We start from the raw sequence: 23,939 nt of genomic DNA on the forward strand, positions 1-23,939 counted from the left end.
TAGCGGCGGATGTGCGCTCTGCTGTTGCTGTTGCCAATTTGAATTTTTTAAAATGTGATTATTTCACAACCTTCAAGCAATTCGTCATAAACAGTTAGTTGTTGTGTTTTTAAGTGATTTGGTAGTGAATCATCATCAAAGGTCAAAGTAACAATATGAGTATTTTTGAGACTAAGAGATGATTTGCTGATATCGGTTATTGCCGCACTCATACCGCTTCGAGTGCCGATCAGATACTTCACCGATTGCCCGATCTTTAACTCTGCTGCCGGAATAGCCATAGATATTAAATCAGTGAACAGTCAACAGTTATCAGTCCTGGCGGCGTATAGTGGGGAACTTAAACCCAATTATCAAAACTTTTAACTGATAACTATTTGAGAGTAGTCTGGTTGGATGCGACCGTTGTTCCCATGTTGAGCATGGGTTTTATTAAAGGCGCAGAACTGCGTCAATTGCTGAATCAATCAACTCAATTGCGGTAGTCTCATAGTGATAAGTATTAAAGCGAAACTTGCCGACAAGTTCGGGCTGTTTTGAGGGACGATAACCATACTTGGATTCATACATTTGTAGTGCGAGACTACCAATAGTAGTCATCTGTCCAGGTGTTGCAGTTAGTTGGCGTTGTTGTAGCCTAGAAGCGACAGTAACAGTAGACGCAGATGTTGTCGCACAAGTGGTTTTTCTGGTGTTGCTCAAACTCTGCCAGATTTCACTAAGTTGCTCAACAGGTGAAATGAGGAGATTAGTTAGTCCAGTAAAACGCTGGGCGGGTTTATCAGTAGCGACAGCAGTTTTCAATGCTTCATGCTGTCCAACTGCGATGAATGTACCCATTGCGCGAGTCATAGTCGTGTAGAGCAGCTGACGGGTTAACATCCGGTAATTAGCCCTGACCAATGGGAAAATCACATAAGGAAATTGGCTACCTTGACTCTTGTGGCAAGTGATACAAAACGAGTGCATAATTTGCTCGAAGTCTCCAGGATAATAATTAACAACTGCACCGCCCTCCCAAGAGATTGTAACCAAAAATTTTTCCGGCTCCACAGCAATAACCTGACCGATCTCGCCATTCATTACAGGCGGGACAGTTTCATAACGGTTTTTCAGTTGGATTACGCGATCGCCCGCACGGTAGACAACCGACCCAGAGATAACTTGTAGTTGATTTTCAAGTTTTGGATTAAAGATAGGGGCAAGAAGCAGATTGAGATTGTGAACTCCACAGTCTCCTTGTTTTTGGGGCGCTAAGATTATTAGTTGTTGATTTAAATCAACACCTGACTGGCTAATAGCTTTAACCAACTCAACGATGGCTTGGGAGGTCGCTTGGGGCGAATCTTTTAGAATCATTGCACAGTCACCGACATCCATCCAATCAGAAACTTGATTAAAATTGTGCAGTGTAGGGACTATGCCAGAATTGACATCATTAGCGGCATAAATAATTGGGCTTTCATGCCGTTGGCGATAAATCGTCCGTAATCTTGTAGTTGGCACGAGTTCAGAAACAATTAAATCTCGCAAGACCATTCCTGCGCCAATACTGGGCAATTGATCAAAGTCCCCTACCAGTACAATTCTGGTTTTTTTGGGCAAGGCTTTGAGTAGCGAATTGAACAGAAATATATCAACCATTGAAAATTCATCAACGATTAGACAATCAAGATTTAGAGGATTATCCTCGTTATAAAGAAAAACCGCATTGTTTCCATGCCATTGTAATAAACGGTGAATGGTAGTTGCTTCAATGCCTGTAGCATCTTTCATCCGGTTAGCAGCTTTCCCTGTTGGAGCGGCAAGTGCAATCGCTTTATCAGTATGCATGAACCATTCAACCAAGGTTTTCAGTACATAAGTTTTCCCTCGACCAGGGCCACCAGTAATAATGCTAATTGGATGTTTGGCTGCCATCATCAAGGCGCTGATTTGTTCATCACTTAAACGTGAAAGTTGGCGATAGTCAGTAGTTTGGAATTGGGCTAACCAGTGTTCTAAATGTTCAGTGGGGTGAGTCGGTTGCTCAAGGAGAGCAAGAATTTTCAAAGTCACAGAAAGTTCAGCCCGATAAGCAGCTTTGAGATAAACGCTATTACCAACATCACCCAAAACTAAAGTCCCCTTTGCAAGTAACTGTTGAATGATTGTATTTAAAAATTGAACATCGGGCGTATGCTGTGGTGAACAAAGCAGGTCAGTGGCAATACTTACTAATTGCTCAAAGGGTAAAAAACAATTCCCTTCACGCAAGCCGGATTTTAAAACATGGATTAAAGCTGAGATATAGCGAGTATCGCTGTATAGTGGGATACCAAGAGATATTGCTAGCTGATCAGCAGTCTTAAAACCGATGCCATCAATATCATCAATTAATCTGTAAGGGTTGTTCTGAAGTACATTTGCAGTTTTGTGTCCGTAATAGTCACAAATTTTCAAAGCTAACTTCAATGAAGTTCCCACAGCCAAAAGTTGGGTAATTACTCCCAAGTTCGGATTCTTTTTACTCTCTGACCAAGCTTTGGTAATACCATCAATACGATATTGAGTTAGTCCGGGAACAGTGTAAAGCTTTTCGGGGTTGTTATCTAATATCGATAAAGTCTCACTTCCAAAGCAATTGACCAAAGTTTGAGCAGTTTTCTTGCCGATTCCACGAAATAGTCCACTTTCTAAATACGCCTCGATTTCCGGCAACATCAGAATCGGAAATTTTTCGACTTGAAAGAGCCTCGTCATGAGTCAAAGAGTAATTGAGAGATTCTGTTCTTCTATAAGGGTAGCTCTAAAGCTAACTCATTGTCCCAAATCGAAAATCCAATTGGCTTACGAACTCTAAAGAATCTCCTTGTGCGATGAAAGCTGTTCATGGGCTAGAGCCTAAAAGGGATGTAAAGAAATGTTTCTGTTAAGGTCATCAAATTTGGCTTCAATACAATATTTAGTCATCTACTAAGTTAATGGCAGTCAAGCAATGGCGTACCTGCTCACCAAGAGTGCGATCGCCTGTTGCATTGCAAAAACTTAACCCGACAAAATATAACGATGATTGATTAAAAATCAAGAGACGGAAGTACGGATTAAAATCGTACTTTTATCTATTTATTTGTCATTGGTGTTTGTGAGATAGTGGAAGCAATTCTCAGTTGGCAGTTAAGCATGGTAGTTTTGGTAAGAATAGATCGGGTATTGTATGGGAATTTAATGAAACTTCGGGATTATGTGATCTGGGAAGTTAATCGGGAGTATCCAAATGTTTCTTCAAAGTGTAGGGGCAATCAGGAGTTTTGATTCCACTGGCGTAAGGTAATTTATAGGATGCCCAAAGCTGCCACCGTAAAACATCGACTCCAATAGTTGAACTACCGAATTGTACTCGAGAGTCTTTGTCTGGATTTTGTATAAGATTTTTGATGATGGTATTTATCGCTTCTATCTTGAGATTATTCGGTATGCCCATTAGTAGTTTTGTAAGCCACTGTTTGATTTGTGGTGAGTGTAGCCAGTTTTTGATTTGGTCATCAGTGGGAGTTAGGCGATTGACTAATAGCGTGGGATTTTCGTTATCTTTATTAACTTGACTTGTGGGCTGGAATAGCTGCTGAAAATTAGCATCTGTGTTGGACATAAAATTAATTGATTAAAAGAGAATATCTCTATTATAGATAAATTGAATAAACCCGATGATAGCTAATATTTTCTAGAAGAATATTAAGATAAGCAAATATAAAATTTGATTTATCTCTCCCAAGGAAATTATAAAGAATTGACTAACTAATTATGTTATAAATATTAAATAAGTTCTTTATGCAAGTATCAAATAAATACTATGCACCCAATAGAGTTTAAGAAGAAGTGGAAATTAAGTTATCGAGAGCTTGCCCTGGTTTTGGGGTACGAAAGTGAATACACTACCCGGAACTGGAATATGCCAGGAGAACATAAACGGAATCCTCAGAATGTTGTTCGCGTAGCTTGTCGTCTTTTAGATGAAAAGTGGGAACGGGAAGGAAAAGCGCTCAATTCTTATCTTTAACCAGTTTTTTGTGACCGCTAATATTTTTTAAAATGACACTCCCCCGCCACGAAAAAGGCGGGGTATTTTATGTATAGTCAGAAGTTGCAAGAAGTTCTCAGAATCATGGGGATAGGGGGGAAAACTTGGCAAAATGAAGAACTAACAAGACCAGAAGTTGCGGCGATGTTAAAGCCAAAAGTTTCTGCAAGACAACTACAAGCATATTTGAACATCGCTCGAAAGTACTTGCCAGAGTTCAAGAAATTCACCAACAAAAAAACAGGTGGTCTAAATGGCATGAGCAAGCTCTACTTGTATCATATTGCTCCCCTTCAAGAAATTCGCTCACTAGCTAGAGAGCATACTTTAGCTGATATAGAGAATGAGTTTCATCAAAGAGGCTCGAAAAAGTAATTTTTATGTTTATAAGGAGAAATTCACTTGGCATCTAATAATTCTGTAGGAAGAACACAAACTCAAGTTCTAGCTAAGGCGCTTGCGGTGATTGGGCGCAAGTATCAGCATCACATAAACGCTGCCGGTACGGCGACAATCATTGTCATGCAGTCAATGCCCTCTTATGGGTGGGGCTTGTTCGATTCGGCTCAGGTGGCAATGACTTGTATGTTCGGCGGCGCTGGAGGTATTGGTGGCGGTGGTGCGGCGGCAGCTAGTACTGCCATTAAAGCACTTCCGGCAGTGATCAATGCAACCATCACAGTGCTTTTGTTTGCATACTTTGTGGCTTCTGGGCTTAAGGTTGCCAACGGCATTGGTGAAGGACAGGAAGTAACGCAGATGGTTCAACAACCCGTAGGCGTGTTTTTCATAATCCTGGTGCTTTGGATTGCTCAAAGTATCTTATTTAACGGCGTTACAGCCGCTTGTTAGTGATGAGCGAGTACAATAAATCGCCCATGAAACGGGTGAATCAGTCACTTGGTCAAAATGCAACAATCGGTATTTTTACTGGCTTTCAGTTTGCAGTCGCCTTATTTATGTTTGGCGTGGGCTTCATCATAGCGATTATGTTTGGAGCAGGAATAGTTTGGGGACTGCTGGCTGGTGTTTGGTTGAGTGCTACGGTGATAGTTTTATCTGGCAAACGTCCTTACTTGTTCTGGTCAAGAGTGTTCCCAAGCGTTCCAGTTTTCACTCGTGGCTATGTCAGATATTCTTCGCCCCAAAACAAAAAAAGGGCGGGTTCAAAGGGGATGCCTAAACTATGGTAAAAAGCAGCATTCGTAATCAAAAAATAGTACCCTTTGAAGACTTTTTAGACTTAGCAACTTTAGTAAAACTCAAAAAGGGGAACTATCAAATTGGAGCTTACTTGTTGAGCAAAAAACAAGTAAGCGACACTAACAACACGCTGCAATTAGTATTCGGATATGAATGCACTGGCTTTCACCCACTGTTTAATTCATCAGAGAGACTAGAGGCGATGGTCAAGGCTTTTGAGAACGGCTGTAAAGAGTTCTCCGAGGGTGAGAAATTCACCTTTCGTTGGTCTTCGTTTTGCGACGAAGACAAAGTAATTGAAGACTATCGCCAGAGGCTAGCTAGCCCTATATCTCTTGAGAGTGAGTTTCTTGATTGGGGGCAAGTTGCCCGAATGCAGGAACTGACACGTAACCATCAGCGCAAGGATATCAAGCTCAGTATTTACACAACTTTCACTGTCCGCCCAGGAGGTACCGAAGGAGGTGACGCGGTAGATAGAGCGATAGTTAAGCTGGCGAACTTTTTACAGCGCAAATTCACCCCAACAGGAGCGACCGAACTCACTGTTCAAAACTTAATTCAAGTTCTTGAAAAAGCGATAATTGTCTCTTTGCGGCATCAACAAATACTATCGGAAATGGGTTTATTTCCCTCGCCCAAATCAGACAAGCAATTGTGGGGCGACCTAATTTCTAGAATGGGTGCGAAGGCTGTAAAAGTGCCCCATACCTTGGTTTATGATACAGGCGAATTAAGGGAGGAGATTAACGAAGCCGCGCCCAACTCATCGTGGTATAACGACCAATTGCACGCGACATCCGTACTTTTGAATAACGGCATACCCTACGCGGACAGACGCTGGGTATGTTTGCCCCACCAGAGTACTGACAAAAAGAAGTATATCGGCGTAATGACGCTTGCCCAAAAACCAGAGGTGTTTGCTTCAACCTATCAGCAAATACGCTTTTTATGGGACGTATTCTCACGCGAGGTTATTTATGATGTTGAGATAATAACAGAGATTAGCCCAGCCGATCAAAAAATGATTAGGCTTACCCAACAATTGATTACGAGGCGGTCAATAAATGCCGAGGCGATCGCCAGCAAAAAGACTATTGACGTAGGAGCGCAAATTAATACGGAGCGGTCAGTCGATGCTCAGAAGCAGCTTTACACGGGTGATGTCCCGGAAAATGTAGCAGTTACTATTTTAGTCTATCGCAACTCTCCAGAAGAAATTGATGACGCTTGTCGGTTAATTTCCGGCTATATCAATCAACCTGCGGAGTTGATTAGAGAAATGCAGTATACATGGTCAATCTGGCTCGACACTTTGCTGTTGAGACAAAGACCCCAGTTAACATTTCCTTTTAACCGCCGAGCTACTTTCTTTGCTAGTGAAGTGATTGGTTTAACTCCAGTAGTCCAGACAGCTAACGGTGACAAACAAGGCTTTGAATTAGTAGCTGATGAGGGTCAATCATCAGTCTATATCGATTTGTCAAAGCCGAAAAACATGATGGTAATCGGCACTACCGGGAGTGGGAAATCGGTAATCATCGCCTCCATTATTTATCAATGCTTGGCGTTGGGAATGTCAGTATTAATGATTGACTTGCCAAATGATGATGGTTCAGGAACCTTTGGAGACTTCACGCCCTACTTTAATGGATTTTACTTCGATATCTCAAAGGAATCAAACAATATTGTACAACCGCTAGACCTATCAAAGATTCCTGAGTCGCAGTGGGAGGAAAGGACAAAAGCCCATCGAAATGATATTAATTTAATCGTGCTTCAATTAGTTTTAGGAACGCAAAAGTTTGATGGGTTGCTATCACAAACTATAGAATCTGTAATCCCTTTGGGTACAAAAGCCTTTTACGAAGATGCCGACATCAAGGAGCGATTTGAATTAGCGCGAAAAGCAGGGATAAACACCCCAGAGTGGGCGAATACCCCGACATTGGCAGATATGGAGAAATTCTTTTCGCTTGCGTACATTTATTTAGGCTATCAGGACGACAATGTAGAAAAAGCGTTAAATTACATCCGCTTGCGGTTACAGTACTGGCAAGCTAGTAGTATCGGTAGCGCTATCTGCAAGCCTTCAACCTTCCAGGCAGATAGCCAGTTGATTACCTTTGCTCTGACTAATCTGCAATCAGGAAAAGATGCAGAAGTGTTCGGGATGAGTGCATATATCGCCGCGTCCCGGCAGTCACTATCCTCGCCCAATAGCGTGTTCTTTATGGATGAGGCTAGCGTATTACTGGGATTTTCTGCATTATCGCGGCTTGCGGGTCGTAAATGCGCCACGGCTCGAAAGCAAGGCTGTCGGGTGTTTCTGGCGGCACAGGACGTTATCTCTATCGCCAAATCGGAGGCGGGAGAACAAATATTACAGAATATGCCATTGCGATTGATTGGGCGTATTGTCCCAGGCGCGGCTAATAGTTTCTCTGAGTTGCTGGGCATACCTAGAGAAATTATCGATAAAAACGAAAGCTTTGTCCCCAACATTCAGCAGCTATACACTTTGTGGCTGTTGGACTACAACAACAAATATGTGCGCTGTCGCTATTATCCCTCGTATCCCCTGCTGGCGTTGGTCGCTAATAGCAGAGAAGAACAAGCCACGCGAGATAAATTCAAGAAAATTCACAGCGACAAGTTCACCTGGGTGGCAGAATTTTCTAAATATTATGTCGATTGCGTTAAGCAAGGGAAGCCGTTATGAAGGTACTATTATTAGCCATTCAAAATAAGTTATTGCTGGGAATATTCGCTGGTGTTGCATCCATAGTCAGCTTTCAAATATGGCAATACAATCAAGCTCAATACGAAAAACGTATGAGCAATGCAAAGAATGACTGCGGTGTTTCTATAGAATTGGGCGAAGATGCTGTTAACTTCAGCCCTAGTTTACAAGCAGTGAAGTTTCAAAATAAGTTGCTTCCTGGGGTAAAACAACCTGGAATCAATTCGGAATCGGCTGACCCTGGGGATTACGTGATGATTTTGAGATCGCAGTCTTCTACTCTTCCACCTAATGCAAAGCCCTTTGACGATCCCTTTTTTACGAGCTTGTTAAATAAGGAAACATTACCAAAAACATTATTGGTTTCAGTCGTGTCCTTCGATAAATCAAAAAAACAAGCGATTGTCGAATCTGAATGTACCAAAGAACCTTTCGTAGTAGACATGGATAACTTGTATGAAAGATTCCAAGTGGTTGATCGTAATCTCAAGCACAGTGGTTTTGATATCCTTTTCTAGCCTACCAGCTAACGCCCAAACAAATCAAAACCAATCTTTTCTGACTCAATTTCAACAAATCTATAGTAGTTTACAAACTTACATTAGTAATTATCAGAAAGAGTTTTCTCAAAGTTGGGGCAAGTTAGAAGCGGAATTAAATCAAGCAATTGAGTCTAGTGTTGGTGATTTAGGCATTCCAGATCCCCTAAAAGCTGGTAAGAACATTGAGAAAGTCATTGAGAAACAACAAGGTGATTTACTAACCTTAGACCCACGCATTCAAGCTAATAATGCCATCAAGGATTGGAATCAACAATATACACGCGGACAATCAGAGTCAGTCCTTGGAACTGAGGGGCAAAAAGTTCAATCACAGGAGGCGGAAACCACTAATGATGCTACCTCCAAATCAAGCGAAAATGCTGCTGCCGCTCAAGATGATGTCATCACCCAAGACATTCTTAAAAAGATGGCAACTCAAAACTTACAAAGCGTTGTGATCGCAAAATCCATTCACTCAGAAGCTCAAAAACAATCCCGTTTTTTGGCAGTTACAAACATTAACCTTGCTGACATTTCTAGCCGCATGGATGAGCAAGCGGCATCGAAAGATCAGGAGTCCAGTGCTGCTACCCGTCAGATTATCCAATATGCCGCAGCTAACGATTCATTCTGGAAGAATCAATAATGATAGCGCTCTTAACTATTCTTTTTGCTCAAACTACGGGACAGCAAGCGGGTGAAAATACAGGGACTACAAACGCCGGAGAAATAGTTGAAGGTGCTGTGAACGGCGCAGACCTAATCTATAAATCCTTTGAGAATGATTGGGCTGAACTGGCATCAGGAACAAACCCAATTTATACGGCTGTTGTTGCTGTTTCTACTCTTGCAGCTGTTGTAATGATTGGCTTCGCTTCCTTTGGGTGGTATCGGAAATATGCCGAAGAAGGATTTGGGTATGATTTTGTCTCTGAGATGGTTTTACCCTTGCTAGTAATTGTCATGCTTAGTAATAATGGGTTCCTTCTTGCTAATACGACAATCGCCTTGAAAAACGTATCCACAGGATTAAATAGAAGCATTCTAAGTATTACTAGAAATGGGGTGAATTTGAGAGATGCTATCCGAAATGTCAACGCTGACCAAAGCTTTGTTTTAGCCGCACAGATAGCCTTAGCTAAGTGCGACAAATATAATCAGGAGAAGAAAGAGGGCGAAGAATTAAGCAAGAAGCAAGCTTGCATCAATAAGGCTATAGAGAATACACGAAAATCGGCACAGCAAGCTAGAGAAAAGACTGGCGCAGGCTTTGGCGAAGGAAGCTGGAACCCCTTAGACCTGACTGGCGAACTAATCAATAGCGCAGTTCAGGGCTTTGTTTACGTAATTCTCAGTGGACTATCAGCCGCTTTCCAGTATATCATCCAACTGTCATTCTTGATGATTGCCTTCGTCGCCCCAATCTTCCTAGTTTTATCTTTGCTGCCTTTTCAAAGCAAGCCTATTTACGCTTGGCTGTCTGGCTGGTTAGGGCTAACATTGGTTCTCATTTCCTACTCGGTAACAGTCGGTATTATTGCCAGCGCCATAGTTTCCAAGCCTTCTAGCAATCCTTTATTATTGCAACTACTACAAGCCATTTTCTCGCCATTACTCGCGGTAGCCATTGGCACTGGTGGCGGAATGGCTGTATTCTCAGCGTTTACCAGTGGGGTTAAATTCTCTGTGGGTTTAAGAAGATGAAATTATTAGAGAGAAAAGAGTTAAACTTTACCCCAATTTTCTTAATAGCCAATGCTATTTTATTAACGCTCTTATTATTCATAGAAATTGTCAATTTTGCTCGGATAGCAACAATTTCTAAAACGAAAGCTTCCACCCTTGTGGAGTTACATGACGGCGAATCTATCAGAGTTCTTCCTATAGGCAACTTGGAGCGATCGCCGCAAGCTATTACGTATTTTGTCGGGCAGACAATGACCGGACTTTTAAGTTGGAATGCTCTACCAAAGTCAAGCGATGATTACAAGATAGACCCCACCAAACAATTAAAGTTAGACGCTGGTGTATCGACATCAAAAGCCAAGATTACTACTAGTGCATGGGCTTGGGGCTTTGCATTATCAGAAGATTTTCGCGCACCATTCCTTGAGGAGATAGGTAATCTTACGCCGCCCGATGTCTTTAATGGGTCTACGCAATCAATCCTAAAAGTCAGCCTAATCAGTCAGCCGACTCGGATTAAGGATGGGCAATGGAAAGTAGATATTGTTGCAGAGATTGTTGTTTTCCAAGGCAGCAATTTAGTTGGTAAGCCCATCGCTTTTAACAAAACTGTATTTGTCAGGGCGATTGATACGGCTGCCCTGCCTAGATTTGCGTCCGATGTTCAAGAAACCGCCTCAAGGGTTCGTAAAGCGGGGCTGGAAATTTACAAAATCCAAGATTTAGATTTATGAAAAAGAACACCCAATCAGCTTTGCCAGAGGCAACTATTGAGATAGAAGAGCAAGATTTTGCCGCCATGAACGGGGCTAAAGCTTCTCACGCTAATGATTCAATTCACCCCTCCGAGAATCCCGCCCCAGAGGAAATTGTTACTGCTCGAACAGTCTCGCAATCTCCACTCTTGAAAATGGGTGTTATTGCCCTGATAGTGCTTCTCTTTGTAGTGATAATTGGGGCTTTAATCGGTAACTCAATGAATGTGCTGAAGTTTTCCAAGGGCATTGTGCAACCGCCTACAGAAGAGCAAACGCCCCTAGCAGAGCCGGAAAATGAGACGGGCAAGGATAAAACAGCGCTTGCCCTGACTAGCCAAAATAACGAGTTAAAGCAGATTCGCGATCGCTTGCCTAGCCCAACGCCTACCCCTAGCGCAACCTTAGCCCCAGCCTCAATCGCACCCGTTACCCCTCCGATACAACCAGTGCAGCGCCGACAACGTTCTTACCCAGTCGCCAGTCAGCCGACAGCGCCCTTCACTTTCCCCCAGGCTAGAGTATCGCAACCCCAGCCTCGACCCCAGCCCCAGCCCAAAATTGCCCAGCCGAGCAGACAATCTCCTTTGGCGTTCCCAACGGCTGCAACCAATGTCCCCACCAAAGACCCCACTCAGCAATGGCTTCTCGCTGCAAACGTTGGCAGTTTCAAGAGTTCAGTCGATGAATCAGAAAGCGAGAAACCCATCAAGACTAATGGAATTGAAGGAGGTACGGGAGGAGCTACACAAGTCGCCCAGAACACTACCATTAATTACAACGCTCTTCGCGTACTTGTTGGCAGCACCGCAGAGGGTAGGCTAGAAACGCCGATCGCTTGGGGTACTGGTGACGCTGGCAACCAGAATTACTTAGTGAAACTAACAAAACCCTTAAAAGCCTCAGATGGTAGGGACGTACTACCCGTGGGCGCTTATCTGGTTGTTCAACTAGCAGAGTCGAATGGTTCGGGTTTCGCCAAACTACGCGGCGTTTCAGTATTGGTCAACTCCAATAATGATACCCAAGAGAAACCGCTACCACCAAATGCTGTTTTGATAATGGCCAAGGATGGTGGTTTCTTAAAAGCAGAGTCCCGCAGAGGTAGCAACCTGGGTAACAATTTCATCGGAGCGATTGTTGCGGGAGTTGCGAAGGCTGCCGAAGTACAGAATCGCCCTGTAACTCAAGTCAGCAGTAGCTCTAATGGCTTCTCTGTTAGCTCCACTACCAACGAGCAGAAAGATTTATCCGCCGCTTTTGGAGAGGGTGCATTTAATAGCATTCTCGACAATATCAAAAGTTCAAATGTCGCCCGTTCTCAACAGTTAAGCGGTAGAGAAGAAGTATTTGTGATCGACGTTGGTAAGCCAGTGCAAGTATTCGTTAATCAAACAATATCGTTATGAGGGAACTCTTAACTGGGAACAGAAAAATGAAGATGAATTAGAAACACATATTATTTTATCTAAACGAGTGGAATTATCTCACGAAACAGATATAGAACCGATTATTTTTTGCTTCGAGAGGAAAGCCGAATGATTATTGCTCTTAGAAAAAAGCTCCAACAATAACTTATCTTCCCTGTTAATAGTTCCCGGTGAAAATGGAAAAATGTTAAATAAATTCGCTATTGTTACAACCCTCTTAATAGCTACTGCCTCAAGCGTGTCGGCAATGCCCATCCGAACGGTTTATGAGAATGATGCAAAAGAAAGCGCTATTGAATTAAAGGTGTGGAAGGGTTATGGATTAACTATTAATTTGATTCCGACTGGGGAAACTATCAAGCAAGTTTGGATAGGCGATCCAAGTCGCTTCGCTTTTACCTCAAATGGCGGCTTATGTCCGTCATCAGGCGGCGATTCTGAATGCGCGGGAGGGAAAGCGACTGTAATCTTTCTTCGCCAGATTGACCCGATTAATTTTCCTGTTACCTCTAGCAGCAATGGAAGCACTCAAATTACAGTGCTTACCAATGAAAAACAATATCAATTTAAGATAGTCCCTGCTACTGGCAACCCAGCCTATACAAGCTTGGTAGTTAAATCTGATTCGGATCGACCCTTGCCAATAAGAAGGCAGGTATCACCAATTCCTCTCACAGTTCAAAAACCGCAATCAGCGCTGCCAGTAGTCAAGCAGCCCTCGCCACCACCACAAAACATAGTAGTCCCCCCGCCTCAGTCTGTTGCCGTTTTACGCCCCAATCCTGGAACTACGCTAAACGGCGCGATTCAAAGGAACGATGCTAATGCCCTCGCTTTTGGATTGGCGGAGGCTGGGCGGAAAGGTCAAGTTAAACCCGGATCTACCACCTGGAATAAGGTACAAGATGCAATTAAATTATTACGGCGGGGAAAGACTAGAGAGGAGGCGATTTCGCTTTCTCAGGTCGATAAAACCACTTTTCACCAATTACTTGAATGGGGGCAACTTTGATGAAATTTAAAACTTTTTTCCTGACTGCGATATCTTCGATGGGCTTCGCCAACGCTTCGGTAGTTCCGCTTTCCGCCTCAATCGCACAGACACCGACAACTACCCCGACAATCGATTATTCGCAAGGCTTGTACAAGACGGCTGCCCCCGACTGGTCGAAAATCACATGGGATACTTTGCCACCCGTTCAACAGCCAGGATTTTTAAAGATACCTAAAAATCTGATTTCCGTTTTTGGGTACGACCCCTCGCGCTCGTGGACAGCAGGGCAAAAAGTAGATTCTGTTGTGATGTTGGGCGACGCGGATGATGCTTTTAAGATGTCGAACTTGAGCTTAAAGTCCATTGGCACGGTGGCTTTGCCCACTACAGCCACAACCACCAAACCCACCCTCAAAGACTTTGGATTAATGCAATGGCAAACGCCAAAAACATTAGTTAAAGCAATGCCTGAATTAGGCAATTTGAGCCTATCAGAAGTTCCCCCATTAGCTGATCTATTTTCTAAGAATGGTGCTGGACTGGGTAGCAGCACTATTTCTCAAGCCATAGCCTCAAATCCTCAAGTCGCAAACCTGACACTGGATAAGATTGACCTAAGCAAATATTCGCTTGATTCAATTCCTGGGTTGGACAAAACTCAATTAGGGAAATTTAAATCATGGCAGCAAGCCTATGTCAATCAAATTCCTAAATTAAGTCAAGTGCCCTTTGATAAAATGCCTCAGCCTATTAGCTCTGATATAGGCGTTGTGGGGATTGCATCGGTTGTACTTGGGAGAGCAGAGAAGGGCGACACAAGGGCTGGGAATGATTACTTTGTTTCTGGCAGCGTTGTCAGAGGCGACCGCACTGAAGAGGTCGCCTGTCCTCCAGGCATTGAATGCTCATACTTAGAGATGGGGGATTTTGCTGGCAGTCAGGGCGGCTTGTATGGTAAGCGTTGGGCATCAGGCTCATCCCAACAAGTCAAGGGTGGCTACGGAATCCTGGCAGCAGTTAATGGGGGCAAAGAACCCACAGGTCGTCTAGTGTATGGTAGTGGGTTCAAAGTGGCGCTAACTGGAGTTAATGAATCCAAGGGGACTGCCGACTTTGGCTTATTCTTTAGGATCTGTGCGCGACCGCCATTCCAGCAGAAAACTTGTACCCCTTACTTCATTGGGCCGGTACCCTGGTTGCCCGTGAGCGAGAATGATTTGGTTATCGTGGGGACTGGGCGATGACCGAAACTACTTCATCAGTCAATCCAAATCAATTCATTCCCCTTATTCCCCCAGGTCTTGAATCGGCTCTGTTTTCCCCCGCCGGACTAGGGGTACTTGCTTGTGGTGCTGTGATCGTATTAGCCAAAATTATCGATAGTAAGGGAGGTAAAACCAAGTTAGCGACCGCACGGTGGGGCGGTGCGGTGGAGAAAACGGCAGCTCGTAAATTGGCGTGTAACCAAATTCAGAAGCGAAAGCATAACCGCGTATCTTTATATGTTGGCACTCCCAAGAATACAACGAGCGAGGTTATTGGTGGAATCAGGAAAACGAGTATCCCTGAAGATTCAGCAACCCTTTACTTCCCGGAAGCGCAACGAGGGATTTTAGTTTGTGGTGGGCCAGGGAGCGGCAAATCGTTCTCAATGATTAACCCGCTAATTCGATCTGCCATCGATCAAGGACTCCCGATAGCTCTATATGATTTCAAGTATGCACAGCAAGAATCAGCAACGGCCGATGCCAAAGGGCAAGCCCCCATACTTGCGGGTTATGCCGCAAAGCGTGACTATCAAGTTACTATTCTAGCCCCAGGCGCGGCAGAGTCAGCGATCGCTAACCCGATAGATTTTCTTAACAGCAACGAAGACTCCGAAATGGCGCGGCAGTTAGCAATCACGCTAAATCGAAACTTTCAACTCGGACAAAAGGATTCTGGTAACAGCTTCTTTACCAATGCTGGAGATCAGCTAGTCCAAGCCGTCTTTATGCTGGCAAAGGGCACAGAGTACCCAGATATTATGATGTGCCAAGCAATCTTGGGATTGCCAAAGCTAGTTAAGCGCATTGAGCAAGCCGTCGAACTAAACTTCATGGTTAGAGAGGCTTTCGCACAGTTTGTATCTGTTGCAGGGTCGCCAGAAACAGCAGCTAGTATTGTGGGTACAGCTAGCGGATTGTTCAGCCGATTCATGGTTCCCTCGGCATTAGCAGCGTTCTGTGGAAAAACCAATATTCCTTTGGATTTGAAGGGGCGGCAGATGGTGGTATTCGGGATGAACAAAGAAAAGCGTGATGTAATTGCCCCATTGCTAGTCTCGATTCTACATCTATTAGTTAGCCGGAATGTGGCTAAAAAACGTACTTGTCCTTTGGTGTTGGGGATTGATGAATTACCCACATTATATTTACCAGCACTGGTTGATTGGCTGAATCAGAACCGCGAGGATGGACTAATTTCTATCTTAGGTTTACAAAATCTCTCAATGCTGATTGAATCTTATGGTGAAAACACAACTAATGCCATCTTTGGTGGTTGTGCTACTAAAGCATTCTTTAACCCCCAAGATGATGTCGCCGCCGAACGATTTAGTAAGTTTTTAGGTGAAGAGGAAATTAAATACAAGCAACGTTCTCGCTCATCAGGAGGCAAGGGGGGTGCAAGCATTTCTAATGCTGACCAAAACAGTACCCGAAAATTATTTGATGTCAATCAATTTAACACTTTACCAGAGGGGAAAGCAGTAATTATTAGTCCCGGTTTTCGTTCTCGTAGTCAAATAAGTTTGCCAATCTTGCAATCAATTAAGATTCCTCAACATGAAATTCAATCGGAAGCTGACAGTGTGAAAGCTTGGTACGAGTTTCAAAAGTTCTTATCTAAAGAGTCTACTCTCTTAACTCCCGCAGATGAAGAAATGAAAATTCGCCGAGCCTCCGCGATAAAATTGTTACCTTTAATAGAAAATCAAGAGCAGTTATCAGAATATGCAAGTCTGATTTAAGTAAATATTATCTGGAATCAAATTAAAGCTGAAAATCCGAAGGATAAAATTCATGTCACCAAGTAAGTTTTACCCGTTCTCTGATTATGATAGAAAACAAATTGCTAAACTCCCTCCTGATATAGCAGCCCTAGCAGATAAATATCCAAGCGAGATTTTAAACACTGCTGAGAGTTGGGATAACTTGCCTTTTGATGCTAACTATCTGACTGAGTGTATTGAAGTCTATAGCGGCGATGCAGATGATGCCAATATTTTTGTATTAAATGGTGTGATGAAAGATTATATCCCATCTCCTGTTGAAAAAAATACATCATCGATAACAGTGATGATTGATGGAGAATTTGCTTACATTGAAGTTGAAGGTAGACAAGTTCTTAATAAACTCGGTGGGATAGTTTTACCAGAAGTAGCGATTAATCCTGATGTGTTAATTCAGTCAATTCTCAAAGGCGAAAATAATGATTGATGATGGCGAAGCTAAAGAAATCAAGCGAGATTATCTAGAAATTTTAGAATCTCTCCTCAAACTCATCCATGCGAAAGCTAAAGAAAAAGGATTAGATCCCAGCAAGGATGTTCATATTTACTCTAGCTCTAGCAAAGTTTATCAAGGAACATTGGGAGAATCACCCTCTAAAAACTTATTGACACCAACGATAGTAGAGAACTTAAAAAAAGCTCTGTCTGACCCGAAAAATTCTCAAGGGGCAATTTCTATTAAAATTGGTAATGAAAAAGTATTCCATATTAAAAATGGAGAGGTACTGACTGACAAATTAGGTTTAGCTCCCCCGTCCCAGCCAAATAAAGTTGTAAGTAATGAGCGAATCTACAGTATAGAAGCTTTGCAAAAACAAGTGAAAGTTTTACAAAGTAAACTTCAAGCACAGCAAAAGCTTGTTGACAGTATCAAAGAGACGCAACAAACGCCCGAATCGCTGTCAAAGTTAATTGACCAAGTTGCCGAAATGGGTAAATCTTTGGAGAAACAACAGCAGTTGATTGAAAATACCCAAAAAGCATTGTCCCAGGTGAATGAACGTTCTTTACCACAAATTCAAAATACGGTACTTCAAGACTGGGTGGGTACGGTTGAGAACCAGGTAAAACAAACTGCCAAGAATGTTTTTGAGTGGGTTAAAGATGCGCTAACACCTGAAGTTACCAAGCTCAGAAACGAAATTGCTTTACTCAAATCTCAAATTAATGAACAAATTACTAGCTTCAAGGATGAAGTTAAATATCAGACTGAGAGTGTAAGGAATGAACTCAATCAACAAGTTGGTAACTTAACAGGAGAATTACGTACACAAGTAGATGGTGTTAAAAACACTGTTGAGCAAAGCCTTATGGGTGTTAAGTCAGCTATTGACAATACTCGAACTGAACTACGGGCTGCTGTTGATGATGTTAAAGGTCAAGCAATTGGACAGAGTGTTAAAGCAATGCTGAATATCTTGGGCAAAGATAACCCTGATGGTTCCAAGAGTTTTAAAAGTACAAATTTTGATTTTGAACGTCTTGGTGAGAATATAATCGTTCGTGCTAAAAACGGCGAGGCTGTTCTCACAGATGGAGTTTTATCGCCTAACGTCTCAGAGCAACAGTTACAGGCACTTGATAAAGTTCAATCTGTTGTTGATATGCATCATCAAATTGAAAATAATGCTCAACAAAACTCGGAATCTAGAGGTATAAAGAGATAGAAAGTTGCGTCTTTATATGGCGCATTGATAAAAGTTGAATGGGTAAGGGATGATGAGGGGGAATAGGATTGTGGGGAAAGAGAAAAGGTTTTGAATACATCCTTTCCCCTTTCTCTCAGAAGTGTTTATCGTCTAAATCTACTTTGTTTGCTCTCATGGGATTGGGGGATTTCCAGCAAGATCATAATCCGGGCTTTGTCCTCTCTAATTAATTGGCGAACCATATTCATTTTCTGTTCAAAAGTTAAAGATAAGTCAGTTTGACCAACAGGGTAAAATAACTTGTTGACTTGATCACCTTTGACTTTTTCACCTTGAGCATATTTCCCTACTTCGATAAATAAATCTGACATTTGTTGTTTATCTAGATGCTGGAGCATCTGCCTTAGAAGTGACTTTATATTTGTTGTAACTTGTTCCTTTTCTTCGACAGCACCAGCAGTTTTTTGTTTAAGGCACTCCGACAATTTATCAATTATGGCGACTACATTGGTGACAATCTTAGTAAATTCACTATTAGCAGGATAAAAAGATAGTTCCTTGATTACAGTTGGTAATGTTTCAGCCAGTGCAGACTCAACAGATGATTGGTCAACATAATCAACTATCGCATTTATGGTGAGTTGTGATATTTGACGTTGTTCTGATTGAATTAATGCTGTTGTCAGTTTGTCTAATGTAGTTGCTCCATTGGTTAAAGAAAGCTGATATTGAGAGAGTTCCTTGATTAGTATTGGTAAATTAACCTCAAGAGACTCAACAGATGACTGCTCAACATAATCAGTAATCGCATTTACAGCAAGTTGTGAGAGTTGGTGTTTTTCCTGTTCAGCTAGGGCTGATGAAAGTTTGTCTAATGTGATTTTTCCATTGGTTAAATCCTGCTGATAATGTGAAAATTCCTGGATTAGAGGTTGCAATGTTTCAGCTAGTGCAACCTCAAGAGACGATTGCTCAACAAAATTAGTAATTGCGTTTACAATTCGCTCACTACTTCTATAACTTGTTGTCTGGTCAAGAATTGCTGAATTTTTTCTGTCAGTGTCTCCTGAGATACTCTCTGTTCGCTGATTTGTACCCTGACCGCCTCCAAAGAAGAGGTTAATTCTTGTAATGTCGTCTCCAAGCTGTTCGACTTCTTGGAGTTCAATGTCTCGGCTAATTGCTGTAAGAAATTCCTCATTTCTTCGGCTTGGCTCTGTTCCAAATGTAGGATTTTTGCGCTCAATTCCTGACTCAGTTTCTCGTGACTGCTCAACAATTTCTCTATTTTCTCGGTTAACACTACTAATTCCTGTGTCGGTTTTGGGTTGTTGTCGGTTGATGTCATCGGTTTGTCCTATAGATTGGTTTTGCTGTAAAGAACGTTGTTCTGGTGTTAACTTTTGAGGTGGTGATATCGTAACAGCACTCTTGTATTGATTCTGGCGTTGCCAGTCTCTTAAATTCATAGCTTGATGACTCAATTTCTCGTAAGCGAGTGGCCCACTTGCGACTATAAAATCATCGACACCTTTAGAAGGCCCTGGCAAGCTGACAACTTTGACTTTGGCTCCTGATTTTTGCAACAATCTCCCAGTCACGGAAATATCTCGCTCGATATTGAGCTTTGTTTCCGGCTTGGTTTCATAGTCAAAGCAGAATTTGATTTCTCTATTAGGTGTAGCAAAAACCGCTAGCTCCTCATGCAGGTAAGACTTGCCAATTTTCTTGCCAAACTCATCTTTGGGAGTTCGGTATCCCGCCGAAATCCCAGGTAGCCCAATGGCAGCGTGACCTTGGCTCAACAGGCTGGCTGCTTTTTTCGCACCTTCTGCGATCGCACACGGGATATTATGTTTCCAGACACAGTACCAAAATCCTGATTGGCGATCGCTATCACTGGGGTTCACCTTGTGTTTGGAGTAAATGCGTTCGGCAATATCGTCAGGGACATCTAGGAAGAAGATACTTAATTCAACTTTTGGGGGATGCTCATATTTAATGAATTTCCCTTCAATTATCTGCCCAGACTCATCTTTTTTGGGTCTTAGTTGATTTGGCTTGTAGCATCCCCATCGTTTAATCGGCGGTTTCTCACCTGGCTTTAAGTCAGCAAATGTTCGCGCATCAACTCCAGCATCACACCACCATCCACCAGCATCAAGATGCGAATATGCCCTTATAAAACCATCTGTTAGCCGTCCTGTATTTGTTCGATTCAGTTTTTCGCTGACCATGAGCCGTTCCCAGGCTTCATGCTCACCACCTGCATAGTTAAACTGAAGACTCTCAAAGTTCAACGCTGTAATATCGGGATGGATAGCGCTATCTTCAAACTCTTGCCAGTGCTTTGGTTCAAGAAAATTGGGAATGTCTTTAGTATGATGTGGTGTCCAAAATGCTTCTGTTGGGGCAGCAGATTTCAGTACTGGCTTAGAGAAAACCGATTCAACAGTATTATAATTTGGTGTCTCTTTCAAGACGGGCAAGACTTTCGGTACTTTTATTGATGAATCATGGCTTGTTGTCCGGCTAGATGCAACTGATTTCACAATTGGCTCGACAAAAGGAGTAGATACTGTCGTCTCTTGTTTTAGTACTGGCTTCTCAAAAGGGGCACTTATATTTATAGTTATTGCTTGGTGCTGCTTGAAAGTCGATTTCTGAATTTGTTTTCGTAGCAATTCCAAAGCATTCTCTTTGGCTTTCGACTGTTGCGCCAACTTTACCAATCGTGTTGGATCTTCGGTGTAAATCTTTAATTCATGCCTTGCACGGCTGGCAGCAACATAAAAACTTTCCTGTCCAATAGTGAAATCTGCCGAAATTAACACCCGATCCGCAGTTTTACCCTGGCTACTATATGTTGTACTCACAAGGGCATAGTCTAAGTTTTGTGCCTGTGTCAAACTAATGCGTTCAGTACGCTCATCAGCATATTTAATGTGGACTATGTTCAGGTCGATTCCTGTCACAGTAAATTCTTGCCCGTTGCGTCGTCCCAATTGCCGATCGTTTTTCTTCCATTGCAAGCGATCGCCCACAGCAATTTCAATCTGGTGACTGTGGTAAACCGCTTTCTCAAAAGCCGTGTCTACATCCATTACCTGACCATTATCACCAATTAGGGTCAACTTATCAGTAGTTCGACCTACCACTTCATATAATTTGCCTTTAGAAAGCCCCCGGCGTTTGTAATCCCGTGTCGGCATGACCACATCACCAATTTCAAAGTTATGGGCAAACCGCATCTGTACTTTTGTCAGATTTTTGGTTTGCAATTGGGTGATGGTTGCAGTTTCTCCCAAAGTTCCTTCACCCTTGAGCTTCGAGCGAATCGCTTGGGTAAGGGCAAGTCTTTCTGTATTTGTTCCAGCTAACACAAGAGTTTTGAGTCGCTGCTCTGGTGTCCCTACTATATAATCATTGGCGATCTGCTCTATTTTGGAAAAACTATCTATAGAAAGTATGGAACCGTTGGCTTCTAGTCGTTCAAAACCAGCTTCAATCCTGCCATCAGCAATTAAATCTATTGCTAATTTTAGTTGAGGATCTTTTTGGCGCAACGATTCATTGAGGTGTGCGGTTTTAATTCCTGCTTGCTGCAAGGATTTGAAGGGATTACCTGCTGATACTGCTGACAACTGCCGAGTGTCACCTACTAAAATCACCCTAGCTTGAAGTAAGGTTGCTCGTTGTAGGAGTGCATGGGCATCCTTAGCACTGAGTAAACCCGCTTCGTCCACAATCCAGATTTGATTTGGTTCAATTTCCTGTGGTTCAGTAATTAAAAGCCTCGCAACAGTAAGAGATTGAATCTCTAACTCTTCACTCAAAACCTTAGCAGCAGAGGAACTGGGGGCAAAGCCTTTGATGGTATATCCGGCATTGAAAGCGATCGCCTTCAACTCTTTGAGGGCAAAAGTCTTGCCAGCGCCAGCTACCCCCTGCCATGCAATGAACTGGTCAGATGTTGTTGCAGCTAATTCTACTGCTTGGCGCTGTCCGGTATTTAGTAAGGTGTTCTCTAAGTGGCTTTCGACTACTTCTCTTTGGGAAATGGAGCAAAATTTATATTGACCCTGCTGCATTAAGTCAATCGTTGCCAGTTCCCGTCGCACTGCTGTCATCGTCGTAAATTGGTCAGTCAATCCTGGTAAAGCGATTAACTCCTGATGCTCTCTAATCAGGGCTGCTGTTGCTGCTATATCCGTAGCTAAACGTTCTTCTAGGATGAATTTTTCTAAATCCTCTTGTCTAAAGGCGACATTTCTCTCGCTGAGATGTGCGATCGCATCATCTAGGGCATCAATCAGACTTTTTTGCTCAACCACTTCATCCGCCTGTTCGGATCTTGGTTCTCCTGGCTTGACAAACGTGATACCCAATGCAGCAGCTTCTGACTTCCACAATGCAACTAATTCTGATTCTGGTAGTTTCTGCTTGCGCTGGCGGGTATTATCCCAAATTTTTTCACGTTCTGCCCAAGTCGAATTAGCACCCGCCGCAGCGATGATTTGTTGTCGTCGCTTAGAAAACGTTTCTAAATCTTGCTCTTTAAACCCTTTGATATCAAACTGTCCATGTAAACGAAACTCCACTTCGTACCCAAGTTTGAGCACCTCACGCGCCAGATAACTTTGATACGCCATTCCCAAGAATTTCTTATTGGCGAATATCTCCGAATTGCCCAAACTCAACCACCTACCATCTGCGGTTTGAGTCATATTCATCAACAAACAGTGAGTGTGCAGATGTGGGTCTAAGTCTCGGCTTTCGATGTGGTCAAACTGCGCTACCACCAAGTTACCAGTGTTGACTCTATGTCTCTTGTTATCGTTTGTCACTCTGGTATAGGCGTAACGCTGCTCTATCAGTTGCAGGACTTCTTTCAACGCCTGATGGTGAGCATCAATCAAACGAGTATCCCTGCCCACCAAGGCCATCAAGCTTACACTTTTGGGCGCAGAAAATGTACAGTCTAATGCGGCTCTGCGTTCTCCTTTCCCCTTTTCTTTGACTACTCTGGCATTCAATACCTCACGACCATCAGGCGTAAGCCCCTCAATGATATTTTTAAAAGCTTCTTCATCATCGACTGCCCCTGACAACCCCAATTTTTCAGCACCTTGACCACTCCAAAGCGACTTAACTTGGTGATAGTAATTCTTGATGAAGTAGTTCACCGCCATCTCTGAGGACACGTTAGCCGCTGTTAGCATGGCTCACCTCGAAAAAGGGGTTTACAAAAGTTAATCCTTGTTCTATTCCATCTGTTGGTGCAACAAACTCTCGTCAAGAAATTCTGATTATTATCTCTGTTGGCAAGATAATCACCCTTGCAATAAGTATTGAAGTCAAAATCAATCCCCGTCATCAAACTTAGTGGTGCTTGATGGCGACTGAAAAGATTTTCGTGATTCTTGGACTTCAACTTTTTTTTTCAAACAGGTAATTGCTATTTAATATAGCAAAAAACTACAGCATTCTTTCCGCAAAATATGGCGTACTGTGCGTCAGAAAAAGATGGATTCCAAGGCTTGTGTCCTCTAAAGCATATTTCAAATTAGTAGGAAAACATGGGGATAAATTGGGTGACTTCCGAGAAGTTCCGGGAACTTCCGGGAACTATTGGGTTTTATTAAGCTAATGATAATTGCTTATTAGATGATGTTTAATATGTAATAACATCAGCGATGAATTTGAATTTGGAGAGTGAGACATTGGGATAAATTGGGATAAATTGATGAGAATTAGTGAGGATTGGTGAGGATTGGAAACTTAGGCGATTTTCCAGAAAATGCACAAATTAGTGAAATAAAAGT

General features: G+C 42.6%; 19 protein-coding genes. 15 read left to right on the forward strand and 4 right to left on the reverse strand.

Annotated features, from left to right (window positions below):
* Positions 1-47: 47 nt before the first annotated feature.
* The 3 genes from RM368_RS12670 to RM368_RS12680 form a co-directional block, all read right to left on the reverse strand.
* The gene (locus tag RM368_RS12670) at positions 48-281 is read right to left on the reverse strand and encodes a hypothetical protein (RefSeq protein ID WP_229475244.1); all 234 of its coding nucleotides are present in this window, start codon (positions 279-281) and stop codon (positions 48-50) included.
* 151 nt (positions 282-432) lie between these two features.
* A complete protein-coding gene (locus tag RM368_RS12675; protein ID WP_322694372.1) occupies positions 433-2,742 on the reverse strand; it encodes an ATP-dependent RecD-like DNA helicase in 2,310 nt (769 codons plus the stop codon).
* Positions 2,743-3,238: 496 nt separating this feature from the next.
* The gene (locus tag RM368_RS12680; protein WP_322694373.1) at positions 3,239-3,631 is read right to left on the reverse strand and encodes a hypothetical protein; all 393 of its coding nucleotides are present in this window, start codon (positions 3,629-3,631) and stop codon (positions 3,239-3,241) included.
* A 201-nt stretch (positions 3,632-3,832) separates the two neighbouring features.
* On the opposite strand from RM368_RS12680, the gene RM368_RS12685 reads away from it, so the two are divergent.
* The 15 genes from RM368_RS12685 (at position 3,833) to RM368_RS12755 (ending at position 18,132) form a co-directional block, all read left to right on the forward strand.
* Positions 3,833-4,039, forward strand: coding sequence for a hypothetical protein (locus RM368_RS12685; protein WP_012412959.1), 207 nt, complete (start codon positions 3,833-3,835; stop codon positions 4,037-4,039).
* Positions 4,040-4,108: 69 nt separating this feature from the next.
* A complete protein-coding gene (locus RM368_RS12690; protein WP_322694374.1) occupies positions 4,109-4,435 on the forward strand; it encodes a hypothetical protein in 327 nt (108 codons plus the stop codon).
* 27 nt (positions 4,436-4,462) lie between these two features.
* Positions 4,463-4,912, forward strand: a complete 450-nt coding sequence (locus RM368_RS12695; protein WP_322694375.1) for a hypothetical protein — start codon at positions 4,463-4,465, stop codon at positions 4,910-4,912.
* A gap of 2 nt (positions 4,913-4,914) precedes the next feature.
* Positions 4,915-5,253 (forward strand): hypothetical protein, encoded by a 339-nt coding sequence (locus tag RM368_RS12700; RefSeq protein ID WP_163934752.1) that lies wholly within the window; start codon positions 4,915-4,917, stop codon positions 5,251-5,253.
* The gene (locus RM368_RS12705; protein ID WP_322694376.1) at positions 5,247-7,985 is read left to right on the forward strand and encodes a helicase HerA domain-containing protein; all 2,739 of its coding nucleotides are present in this window, start codon (positions 5,247-5,249) and stop codon (positions 7,983-7,985) included. The genes RM368_RS12700 and RM368_RS12705 overlap by 7 nt, the downstream gene beginning before the upstream one ends.
* The gene (locus RM368_RS12710) at positions 7,982-8,524 is read left to right on the forward strand and encodes a hypothetical protein (protein ID WP_322694377.1); all 543 of its coding nucleotides are present in this window, start codon (positions 7,982-7,984) and stop codon (positions 8,522-8,524) included. Before RM368_RS12705 ends, RM368_RS12710 begins: the two co-directional genes overlap by 4 nt.
* A complete protein-coding gene (locus tag RM368_RS12715; RefSeq protein WP_322694378.1) occupies positions 8,463-9,194 on the forward strand; it encodes a hypothetical protein in 732 nt (243 codons plus the stop codon). The genes RM368_RS12710 and RM368_RS12715 overlap by 62 nt, the downstream gene beginning before the upstream one ends.
* Complete coding sequence (locus RM368_RS12720) at positions 9,194-10,252, forward strand: hypothetical protein (protein WP_322694379.1); 1,059 nt, start codon at positions 9,194-9,196, stop codon at positions 10,250-10,252. Before RM368_RS12715 ends, RM368_RS12720 begins: the two co-directional genes overlap by 1 nt.
* Positions 10,249-10,968, forward strand: a complete 720-nt coding sequence (locus RM368_RS12725; RefSeq protein WP_322694380.1) for a hypothetical protein — start codon at positions 10,249-10,251, stop codon at positions 10,966-10,968. The genes RM368_RS12720 and RM368_RS12725 overlap by 4 nt, the downstream gene beginning before the upstream one ends.
* On the forward strand, positions 10,965-12,398 hold the full coding sequence (locus tag RM368_RS12730; RefSeq protein WP_322694381.1) for a hypothetical protein: 1,434 nt from the start codon (positions 10,965-10,967) through the stop codon (positions 12,396-12,398). Before RM368_RS12725 ends, RM368_RS12730 begins: the two co-directional genes overlap by 4 nt.
* Before the next feature lie 205 nt (positions 12,399-12,603).
* Complete coding sequence (locus RM368_RS12735) at positions 12,604-13,431, forward strand: hypothetical protein (protein WP_322694382.1); 828 nt, start codon at positions 12,604-12,606, stop codon at positions 13,429-13,431.
* The gene (locus tag RM368_RS12740; RefSeq protein ID WP_322694383.1) at positions 13,431-14,657 is read left to right on the forward strand and encodes a hypothetical protein; all 1,227 of its coding nucleotides are present in this window, start codon (positions 13,431-13,433) and stop codon (positions 14,655-14,657) included. Before RM368_RS12735 ends, RM368_RS12740 begins: the two co-directional genes overlap by 1 nt.
* Positions 14,654-16,423 (forward strand): type IV secretory system conjugative DNA transfer family protein, encoded by a 1,770-nt coding sequence (locus tag RM368_RS12745; protein WP_322694384.1) that lies wholly within the window; start codon positions 14,654-14,656, stop codon positions 16,421-16,423. The genes RM368_RS12740 and RM368_RS12745 overlap by 4 nt, the downstream gene beginning before the upstream one ends.
* 52 nt (positions 16,424-16,475) lie before the next feature.
* Positions 16,476-16,892 carry a hypothetical protein gene (locus RM368_RS12750; RefSeq protein WP_322694385.1) on the forward strand — a complete coding sequence of 139 codons (417 nt, stop codon included), beginning with the start codon at positions 16,476-16,478 and terminating at the stop codon, positions 16,890-16,892.
* On the forward strand, positions 16,885-18,132 hold the full coding sequence (locus RM368_RS12755) for a hypothetical protein (protein WP_322694386.1): 1,248 nt from the start codon (positions 16,885-16,887) through the stop codon (positions 18,130-18,132). Before RM368_RS12750 ends, RM368_RS12755 begins: the two co-directional genes overlap by 8 nt.
* Before the next feature lie 125 nt (positions 18,133-18,257).
* On the opposite strand, the gene mobF is transcribed toward RM368_RS12755, so the two are convergent.
* Complete coding sequence (gene mobF, locus RM368_RS12760) at positions 18,258-23,336, reverse strand: MobF family relaxase (RefSeq protein ID WP_322694387.1); 5,079 nt, start codon at positions 23,334-23,336, stop codon at positions 18,258-18,260.
* Between the last annotated feature and the right edge of the window lie 603 nt (positions 23,337-23,939).

The sequence above is a fragment of the Nostoc sp. DedSLP03 genome, from assembly GCF_034530815.1.
In the GTDB taxonomy this organism is placed as follows: domain Bacteria; phylum Cyanobacteriota; class Cyanobacteriia; order Cyanobacteriales; family Nostocaceae; genus Nostoc.

What these genes read in the sequence shown, in the direction of transcription:
- RM368_RS12670 (WP_229475244.1), bottom strand. Translation starts at nt 281, where the DNA reads ATGGCTATTCCGGCAGCAGAGTTAAAGATCGGGCAATCGGTGAAGTAT.
- RM368_RS12675 (WP_322694372.1), bottom strand. Translation starts at nt 2,742, where the DNA reads ATGACGAGGCTCTTTCAAGTCGAAAAATTTCCGATTCTGATGTTGCCG.
- RM368_RS12680 (WP_322694373.1), bottom strand. Translation starts at nt 3,631, where the DNA reads ATGTCCAACACAGATGCTAATTTTCAGCAGCTATTCCAGCCCACAAGT.
- RM368_RS12685 (WP_012412959.1), top strand. Translation starts at nt 3,833, where the DNA reads ATGCACCCAATAGAGTTTAAGAAGAAGTGGAAATTAAGTTATCGAGAG.
- RM368_RS12690 (WP_322694374.1), top strand. Translation starts at nt 4,109, where the DNA reads ATGTATAGTCAGAAGTTGCAAGAAGTTCTCAGAATCATGGGGATAGGG.
- RM368_RS12700 (WP_163934752.1), top strand. Translation starts at nt 4,915, where the DNA reads ATGAGCGAGTACAATAAATCGCCCATGAAACGGGTGAATCAGTCACTT.
- RM368_RS12705 (WP_322694376.1), top strand. Translation starts at nt 5,247, where the DNA reads ATGGTAAAAAGCAGCATTCGTAATCAAAAAATAGTACCCTTTGAAGAC.
- RM368_RS12710 (WP_322694377.1), top strand. Translation starts at nt 7,982, where the DNA reads ATGAAGGTACTATTATTAGCCATTCAAAATAAGTTATTGCTGGGAATA.
- RM368_RS12715 (WP_322694378.1), top strand. Translation starts at nt 8,463, where the DNA reads ATGAAAGATTCCAAGTGGTTGATCGTAATCTCAAGCACAGTGGTTTTG.
- RM368_RS12720 (WP_322694379.1), top strand. Translation starts at nt 9,194, where the DNA reads ATGATAGCGCTCTTAACTATTCTTTTTGCTCAAACTACGGGACAGCAA.
- RM368_RS12725 (WP_322694380.1), top strand. Translation starts at nt 10,249, where the DNA reads ATGAAATTATTAGAGAGAAAAGAGTTAAACTTTACCCCAATTTTCTTA.
- RM368_RS12730 (WP_322694381.1), top strand. Translation starts at nt 10,965, where the DNA reads ATGAAAAAGAACACCCAATCAGCTTTGCCAGAGGCAACTATTGAGATA.
- RM368_RS12735 (WP_322694382.1), top strand. Translation starts at nt 12,604, where the DNA reads ATGTTAAATAAATTCGCTATTGTTACAACCCTCTTAATAGCTACTGCC.
- RM368_RS12740 (WP_322694383.1), top strand. Translation starts at nt 13,431, where the DNA reads ATGAAATTTAAAACTTTTTTCCTGACTGCGATATCTTCGATGGGCTTC.
- RM368_RS12745 (WP_322694384.1), top strand. Translation starts at nt 14,654, where the DNA reads ATGACCGAAACTACTTCATCAGTCAATCCAAATCAATTCATTCCCCTT.
- RM368_RS12750 (WP_322694385.1), top strand. Translation starts at nt 16,476, where the DNA reads ATGTCACCAAGTAAGTTTTACCCGTTCTCTGATTATGATAGAAAACAA.
- RM368_RS12755 (WP_322694386.1), top strand. Translation starts at nt 16,885, where the DNA reads ATGATTGATGATGGCGAAGCTAAAGAAATCAAGCGAGATTATCTAGAA.
- mobF (WP_322694387.1), bottom strand. Translation starts at nt 23,336, where the DNA reads ATGCTAACAGCGGCTAACGTGTCCTCAGAGATGGCGGTGAACTACTTC.